7 protein-coding genes are annotated in these 7,630 nt (G+C 55.9%); 5 read left to right on the forward strand and 2 right to left on the reverse strand.

Annotation, left to right across the window (positions count from 1 at the left end; all coding sequences use genetic code 11):
• Both VGE80_RS11565 and VGE80_RS11570 read right to left on the reverse strand, forming a co-directional pair.
• The coding region (locus VGE80_RS11565) for an STAS domain-containing protein (protein ID WP_440592779.1) at positions 1–363 on the reverse strand (363 nt) is incomplete at its 3' end.
• A gap of 423 nt (positions 364–786) precedes the next feature.
• A complete protein-coding gene (locus VGE80_RS11570) occupies positions 787–1,491 on the reverse strand; it encodes a zinc ribbon domain-containing protein (protein WP_440592780.1) in 705 nt (234 codons plus the stop codon).
• A gap of 370 nt (positions 1,492–1,861) precedes the next feature.
• Between VGE80_RS11570 and VGE80_RS11575 the strand changes: the two genes are divergently transcribed.
• The 5 genes from VGE80_RS11575 to VGE80_RS11595 all read left to right on the forward strand — a co-directional run.
• Positions 1,862–3,724, forward strand: coding sequence for an ABC transporter ATP-binding protein (locus VGE80_RS11575; RefSeq protein WP_440592781.1), 1,863 nt, complete (start codon positions 1,862–1,864; stop codon positions 3,722–3,724).
• Positions 3,725–3,745: 21 nt separating this feature from the next.
• Positions 3,746–4,963 (forward strand): metallophosphoesterase, encoded by a 1,218-nt coding sequence (locus VGE80_RS11580; RefSeq protein ID WP_373649830.1) that lies wholly within the window; start codon positions 3,746–3,748, stop codon positions 4,961–4,963.
• A gap of 309 nt (positions 4,964–5,272) precedes the next feature.
• A complete protein-coding gene (gene obgE, locus VGE80_RS11585) occupies positions 5,273–6,274 on the forward strand; it encodes a GTPase ObgE (protein WP_373649829.1) in 1,002 nt (333 codons plus the stop codon).
• Positions 6,275–6,536: 262 nt separating this feature from the next.
• A complete protein-coding gene (gene ispE / locus VGE80_RS11590; RefSeq protein ID WP_440592783.1) occupies positions 6,537–7,415 on the forward strand; it encodes a 4-(cytidine 5'-diphospho)-2-C-methyl-D-erythritol kinase in 879 nt (292 codons plus the stop codon).
• A gap of 27 nt (positions 7,416–7,442) precedes the next feature.
• On the forward strand, positions 7,443–7,630 hold a 188-nt coding region (locus VGE80_RS11595; RefSeq protein ID WP_440592782.1), incomplete at its 3' end, for a SpoVG family protein.

Below are 7,630 nucleotides of genomic sequence, written 5' to 3' on the forward strand. Positions count from 1 at the left end.
AGGAAGCAGCGACTCCTGCGGCTCCGACATCATCTCGTAGACGCCGTCGCTGTTTAATTTAAAGAATTGTCGGAACCACAGCATTCTTTGCACATTAGGCTGTGGAGACGTCAGGGCGAACCAGGTTCCACACTTCTCCTGCCAGTCAAACAGCATTCCGAAGAACCCGCTGGGAATGTATTTGACATACTGCATGTCGATCGCAATCGACTCACAACGCTCATCGTGAATCAAGCGAAACAGCCCTTCGCGAAGCAGCGCGAGGTCAGCACCGTCCCAGATCTCCATCTCGCCAAGCTGCAGAAGGTAGAACTCATCCCGAACATCGATCAGCATCCGTTTAAAGCGCCGCTGAACTGCCATGAAAGCCTTGTCCTGTCACGAGTGGAACGAACGCCAACTCCGAAAGCGATGCTTCCGGGTACGATCACCACTAATCGCAAAGACTGGACCGAGGACCTGAAATGAACCCACCTTCCCTGAAACTCGAATCGCAAACAACTGACACCGAAGGGTTTGCGATCGATACAAATCCTGCCGAGACGGGAGCAGTACCGACCGCTGTGGTAATTTCACCACAGCGACTGATGTCAATGTTGCGATAAAGCCACACCCTCGCTGCGGGGTCTTAACAGCGTGCGTGGCACAGTGCCACGTCTTGGCGCGATGCAGCAGCAGCCCCACTGAGGTCAATCGAGCACATACAAAGCGCGTCATGCCTCAGATCGGAAGAACGAGAGCCCAAGAGTTGCATCAGGAGGGGCAACTCAACGGCTCGTCCGCGCCTTACTCTTCTTCTGCGACGTACATCAGACGGCCACAAGTACAAAACCGAACCCGACCTGCTCGCAGTTCAAGATAGACCTGGGCTGTGAGTGACACGTAACACTCGCTGCAGGACTTGTTAACAACCGGAGCCAGCGCATCGGCCCCGTAGGCCTGAACGAGACGCCGATACTGTGGAACAATATCAGGGGGGAGGATTTCTTCAGCCTGAGCAATTTCCACCTCCAAAGCAGCGGCTTGTTCTTTCAAACCCGCTTCCTTGGAATTGACCTCCTGAACCAGCGTCTGAAGCTCGGACTCGATGGTCGTGATGTCCGACTCGGCTTTTTTGATTTCCATCTGGATGACGTCGACCTTATCGAGCGCTTCCAGAATTTCGTCTTCAAGAACGCTCTTGGCCATCGTATCAGCAGCAATCTGTGAGCGAAGCGCTTCGTATTCGCGGTTACTCGCGGCGGCGTTGAGCTTTCCAGAGAGATCGTAGATCCGTCCTTCACTGGATTTAAGCTGCAGGTTCTTCTGGTCGGCGGCCAGCTTCATCTGCTTCAGCTTGTTGCGCTGGGCTTCGATCTCTTCTTTTTTCTTCTCAATGAGTTGCTTGCGAGCCGCGATTTTACGGGGGCCTCTTTCCAACTGATCGGAAATCTCGCGCAGTTTAATGCGTAATCTGTGCAGTTGTCTCATACCAGCGGAAATCGAACTCATCCACCAAACTCCTCGAAAGCCCACGTTTCTCCTGTTTGTGCACTATAACATAAACCCGCCAGTCGCGCATTCTGTTCTGACGAAAGTTGCGAAACGAGCCGCCAATTCGCGGTTCTCAAGCTCATTCCAGGGATGTTGATGATCGCTCGGCAACACCTTCGAGCGGCATTGCCACGCTCACTGCCTGACCTCAATCATCGGCCGATTGACGTGTGCGGCGGGGAGCGGCTTGCACTTCCGTGTTGCATCATTCATCTTTGGACCTGTGTCGATTGCAGAATCTCGTCCTCGTGCGAAGTCGATGTCTGTGCGTGCTGTTTCCCCACCACCTCGTGTGTCGAGCGCATCCAACTGGTCTCTGATACAGCGGATGCTGTTGCTTGGCTGGAAACACCGTGTGATGTCGGTCTATGTACTGACACTCAACCTGTTGCTGGTTGGACTGAACCTGGCCGGACTAGGCTTCACTGGCTTGGGGATTGACGTCCTGCGGAACGCTCTGGAGCCCGGCAGCCCCCCTGTCCAGTGGCCCTTGGGCTTCCAGCCCCCCAGCGACTGGACCCCGATGTCGGTCGTGTTTCTTGTCGCCGGACTCGTGCTGGGGATGGCAGCGGTCCAGGCCGCACTGAAGTTCTTCACGGCCGTCGCCGGGGCAGCCCTCAGCCACGCAATCGTCGTTCAGTTGAGAACCGACGTTTATGACAAGCTGCAGCGATTAAGCTTCCGATTCTTCGATGCCCATGACAGCAGCTCGTTAATCAATCGCGTCGCCGGAGACGTCCAATCGGTTCGCAGCTTCATCGACGGTGTTATTCTGAAGATCCTCACCGTGGCCCTGACGCTGGCCTTCTATCTCGCCTACATGCTGTCGGTGCATGTGACACTCGCCCTTGCATGCCTGCTGACGTCTCCCCTGCTGTACGTGGGTTCGGTCTGGTTTTCCCGAAAAGTTCGTCCCCTGTACCAGCGCAGTAGCGAACTCGGCGACACTATGGTCCTGCGCCTTTCGGAGAACGTGCAGGGCATTCAGGTCGTCAAAGGATTTGCCCGCGAGGACGACGAAATCGAGCGGTTTCGCCAAGCGAATCGTGAGCTGCGTGATCAGAAATTTGATATCTTCTGGAGCCTCAGCCTCTACCAGCCTGTCATGGGTCTGCTGACTCAAGTCAATCAATTGATCTTGATCGGGTACGGAGGAATGCTGGTGATCCGCGGAGAACTGCCGCTGGGAGCAGGCTTTTTCGTGTTCGCAAACCTGATCAATGAGTTTGCCAATCAGGTCGGCCAGATCATCAACATCGCCAACAGTATCCAAAGCAGCCTGACAGGCGCGGACCGTGTATTCGCCATCCTCGATGCCCCGATCGAAATCGAGAGCCTCCCTGATCCCGTCCCCCTGGCGCGAGCAAGGGGTGAAGTCACGTTCGAAAACGCCAGCTTCACCTACCACCGCCCTGACATCGATATCCAACTCGGGACCTCGCTCAATCCAGAAGCGGAAACCCCTCAGGACAATCCCGTTCCTGTTCTCGACCAAATCAACCTGACGATTCATCCGGGTGAATGCGTGGGAATCGTGGGTGAGACCGGTGCAGGCAAGACAACACTGCTGCAGTTGATTGCCCGATTTTATGACACGACCTCGGGACGGGTCTTGGTCGACGGAGTGGATGTCCGGGAACTCGACTTACAGGATTTGCGTCGGAACATCGGAATCGTGTTCCAGGAGAGCTTCCTGTTCAGTAATACTGTCGCTGCCAATATTGCCTTTGGTCGACCAGGGGCCGACTTGACCGATGTAGAGCGTGCAGCGCAACTCGCATCCGCTGCGGACTTCATCGCAGAATTGCCGCACGGATACCAAAGTCTGGTCGGCGAGCACGGCTCAAACCTTTCAGGAGGCCAACGGCAACGACTGGCCATCGCACGGGCACTCCTTCTTGACCCTCCGATCCTCATGCTCGATGATGCAACTGCTGCGGTCGATGCAGAAACCGAGCACGAAATTCAAGAGGCCATCCAGACGGCGGGAGCGGGCCGAACGACAATCCTGGTTTCCAGTCGTATCAGTTCCGTTCGGCACGCGGATCGAATCCATGTTCTCCATCAAGGACGAATCGTTGAATCAGGGACGCACGAAGAGCTTCTGCGAGAGGGGGGCGAGTACGCGAAACTGGCGGCGCTTCAGTTCGCCGCCGATCTGGAGCCCGTCGAATCCACTGAGTCGCAATGATAAGCCGGTTAAGGAATTCGAATGACCTGGATGTCGCTGGGCGTGCTAACGCTGCTGTCGGCTGGATTTGCCAAACTGTCGACTGCGGGGCTGAACCGCTTTCTGGCGACCCCTCGATCAAAACGAACACAGGTTCTGGTCGAAGTTCCCCAACTGCTGAGCATTCCACTCTATCCCCTCGTGTTGACCCTCAGTCTGGGGAATCGCACCACCAGTCTCGGCCAATTCCACTGGCAGTCTCTGAACCTCTGGGAAGCGGGATTGGTCGCGCTGGGATGCCTGGGATTCGTATTTCTCGTCCGATCGACATTGAAGTTCCAACTGTATCAACCACCGCGGTGCGAGATCTCGTCAGAGACCTGCATCCTTGATTTCCGCACGAAATTCCCTGGTCCCGCGACTGCTTCGGGCGACGCCGCTGCGGCGGAACACTGGCACCACGCACTGGTGGGACAAAAGCCGATGCGGGGAATCGCGCTGCTACCCGGGAATGAGCAATTCACGCTGGAAGTCAGCACAAAAACGTACACCCTGCCACGACTTCCCCTCGAATGGGACGGACTCTCGATTCTGCATCTGGCGGACACCCATTTCCTGGGCGGGGTCAAACGGACTTACTTCGAGGGAGTGTGCGAAGAAGCAAATGGACTGAAGCCTGACGTCATCCTGTTCACGGGAGACCTGCTGGACGATCTTTCCACCCTCGACTGGCTTCCCTCCACGTTTGGTCGACTTCGCGCCCCCCTGGGCAAGTACTTTATTCTGGGCAACCACGACTGGCTGGTCGGGGCCGAGCGAATCCGTGCGGAACTGCAGCGGCAGGGCTGGATTGATCTGGCCAGCCAGTGCATTGAGCTGAGATCACCCGAAAAGGCCCGTCCGCTGATTCTGGCTGGTGACGAGACCCCGTGGATGGGTACGCATCCTGACCTGAGCCAGGTGGACCCCTCGCACTTCCGTATCTTGCTCAGCCACACACCTGATAACATTACCTGGGCGACGGAGCAGGGGATCGACCTGATGCTGGCAGGTCACACGCACGGAGGCCAGATCCGCCTGCCGATTCTAGGACCGGTCTATTCACCCAGTCGGTTCGGCTGCCGCTATGCTTCAGGCGTGTTCTGGATTGACCCGACGCTGATGTATGTGTCGCGCGGGATCAGCGGTCGTGAACCCGTCCGCTACAATTGTGTTCCCGAACTGACGAAACTGGTTCTGAAATGCGGCATCCCGTCGTGAAGAAAGGCCAGGACATGTCGACCCGAATACGAACCGACTTTTCCGCGTATTGAGGAATCTCCACAATTTGTGAACCTCAACGGCCGCAGGATCGATGATACAGGTCTGTTCCGAAGTCACTTCCAAAGTGGACGAATGAAATAGTTTGGGACTTCGGGTTCGGCGGGCGCGGAAACCTCTTCGTGGCCCCTCATCACAATCCAGAGTCAGTTAAGTTACTGTAACGAGCCCGGCGTAACGCCGATGGGCCTTTGGATTGCAAGCTTTTAGTCACTACTAAGCGGACGGACGTACCGCTAGAATACCAACATGTTCGTAGATCAAGTCAGCATATTCTGTAAAGCGGGTGACGGCGGTCCGGGTGCATGCAGCTTCCGGCGAGAGGCTCATATTCCGCGCGGTGGCCCGGACGGTGGCGACGGTGGCAGGGGAGGGGACGTTGTCATCGAAGCGGATGAGAACGTCAGCAGCCTTGTCCATCTCGTCGGGGTGAGACACTGGCATGCAGAAAACGGACATCCAGGCCAGCCGACCCTGAAAGCAGGCAAATCGGGTGCTGAAACGGTGATCCGCGTTCCGCCAGGCACGATCCTGCGCGACGCAAAGAGAGATTTCATCCTCAAGGATCTTGTCGAGCACGGAGACCGTGTCGTTATCGCGCGAGCGGGCGATGGGGGCAAAGGAAACGCTCGCTTCACTTCATCGACCAACCGCGTCCCCCGCGAATTCGGCCCCGGCGAACCGGGTGAAAGCCGCGACGTCATTCTGGAACTGAAGGTCATCGCGGACGTCGGTCTGATTGGCAAACCCAATGCGGGTAAATCAACTCTGTTGAGTCGTCTATCGCGGGCAAACCCCGAAATTGCAAATTATCCGTTCACAACGAAGTACCCCAATCTGGGCATCGTCCGGGTTGGCCAGGAACGTCAATTTGTGATGGCTGACATTCCGGGATTGATCGAAGGGGCTCACGCCGGCGTGGGACTCGGCCACGAATTTCTGAAGCACGTGGAACGAACCAAGATGTTCATCCATCTGGTCGAACCCTCTCCGGATGACCAGACAGATCCGATCGAGAACTATCTGGCGATCCGTGAAGAACTGCGGCTGTATGACGAAGAACTGGCCTCTCGACCCGAAATTATCTGCATCACCAAGGGGGAACTTGAGGATGCGGATGCCGCAGCAGAACTGCTGGAAGAACGGATTGGTCGCCCTGTTCTGAAGATCTCCTCCGTCTCGGGCAAAGGCCTGCCTCAACTGCTGCAGCAGACGATCCGCCGCCTGGACGAACTCCAGAATCCCGAATAGGCCCCAAGCCTCGGCTGGTTCGCCCGGATTTGAGATGCTTTAAACTCATCTTGACTGACTTGACAAGTCGGTCTACCATCGATTTTTGACTTGAGACACGATCTCATCGTTCGATGAATCGTCAATTGGTAAATATCCCTTCGTCCGTTGATTGCCAGGGGACTCGACAAGTCTCCGCTCAACATGATCAACTAACGCAGGTCGGGCGGGTCAACAGGATGTGACCAGAATGCTCTGCCAGCCTACAGCTTGTTCTCTTACGATGCGGGCCCCCGCAAAACTGAATCTTTTCTTGCGCGTGGTGCGGCGCAGGGAAGATGGTTTCCACGATCTGGAAACCGTGATGACAGCGATCAACCTGTACGACACCCTCGTCTTCAAAGCAAACGACTCGTCAGACGTCACTTTGAAGATCGTCATGGGTGCTGCACGTGACCAACACGCCCCGCCTCAACCGACGCTCCCAACGGGCCCCAACAACCTGGTGATCCGTGCAGCAACGCTGCTCAAAGATTACGCGAAAGTAGCGGCAGGGGCAGAAATTACCTTAATCAAGAGAATTCCGTCCGAAGCGGGATTGGGAGGTGGCTCAAGCGATGCAGCCACAACACTCAAAGGACTGAGCCGCCTTTGGAATATTTCGCTGACACAGGACGAGCTTTTTCAGCTTGCCGCCAAACTCGGCAGTGACGTCGGGTTCTTCGTCGGAAAGACTGCGACGGCGGTTTGCCGCGGACGGGGCGAACGTGTCGATCCGCTGCAAGCCCCAGTCAGCCAACACTTTGTCGTTGCCAAACCGGCGTCAGGTCTGTCCACCCCAGCGGTGTTCAAGCAGTGTGAACCGGGACGCACCCAAACGACGGTCGAGGAATTTGTTCGGACTCTCCCGCAATCACAGTCTCACCACATGGTGCGATTGTTGCACAATGATCTGCAGTCACCAGCAGAGCTCTTGAACGAAGACGTTCAACACTTACGAAACCTATTTAACAAACTACCTGTTTTCGCCCATCAGATGACCGGAAGTGGCACGTCCTATTTTGGGATTTGTTCCTCGTCCCGACATGCCAGATCGATGGCAGCTCGCTTGAAAGCTTCTGGCATTCCCTGGGTTTACGTTGTCAGGAGCTGCACGCAGTGAGTTCGTAGTGAGTTAAGGAGACGATCTGTGGAAATCACCGAGATTCGCATCAAATTGATGAACGATCCTAATGAACGTTTGCAGGCATTTTGTTCGCTGACGTTTGACGGTAGCTTCGTCGTCCGTGATCTGAAGATCATCCAGGGAACAAAAGGTTCCTTCGTGGCGATGCCCAGCCGTAAGTTGACAGACCATTGTCCCCGCTGTTCAGCGAA

The organism is Schlesneria sp. (assembly GCF_036405755.1).
Lineage (GTDB): Bacteria > Planctomycetota > Planctomycetia > Planctomycetales > Planctomycetaceae > Schlesneria > Schlesneria sphaerica.

What these genes read in the sequence shown, in the direction of transcription:
- VGE80_RS11570 (WP_440592780.1), bottom strand. Translation starts at nt 1,491, where the DNA reads ATGAGTTCGATTTCCGCTGGTATGAGACAACTGCACAGATTACGCATT.
- VGE80_RS11575 (WP_440592781.1), top strand. Translation starts at nt 1,862, where the DNA reads ATGCTGTTGCTTGGCTGGAAACACCGTGTGATGTCGGTCTATGTACTG.
- VGE80_RS11580 (WP_373649830.1), top strand. Translation starts at nt 3,746, where the DNA reads ATGACCTGGATGTCGCTGGGCGTGCTAACGCTGCTGTCGGCTGGATTT.
- obgE (WP_373649829.1), top strand. Translation starts at nt 5,273, where the DNA reads ATGTTCGTAGATCAAGTCAGCATATTCTGTAAAGCGGGTGACGGCGGT.
- ispE (WP_440592783.1), top strand. Translation starts at nt 6,537, where the DNA reads ATGCGGGCCCCCGCAAAACTGAATCTTTTCTTGCGCGTGGTGCGGCGC.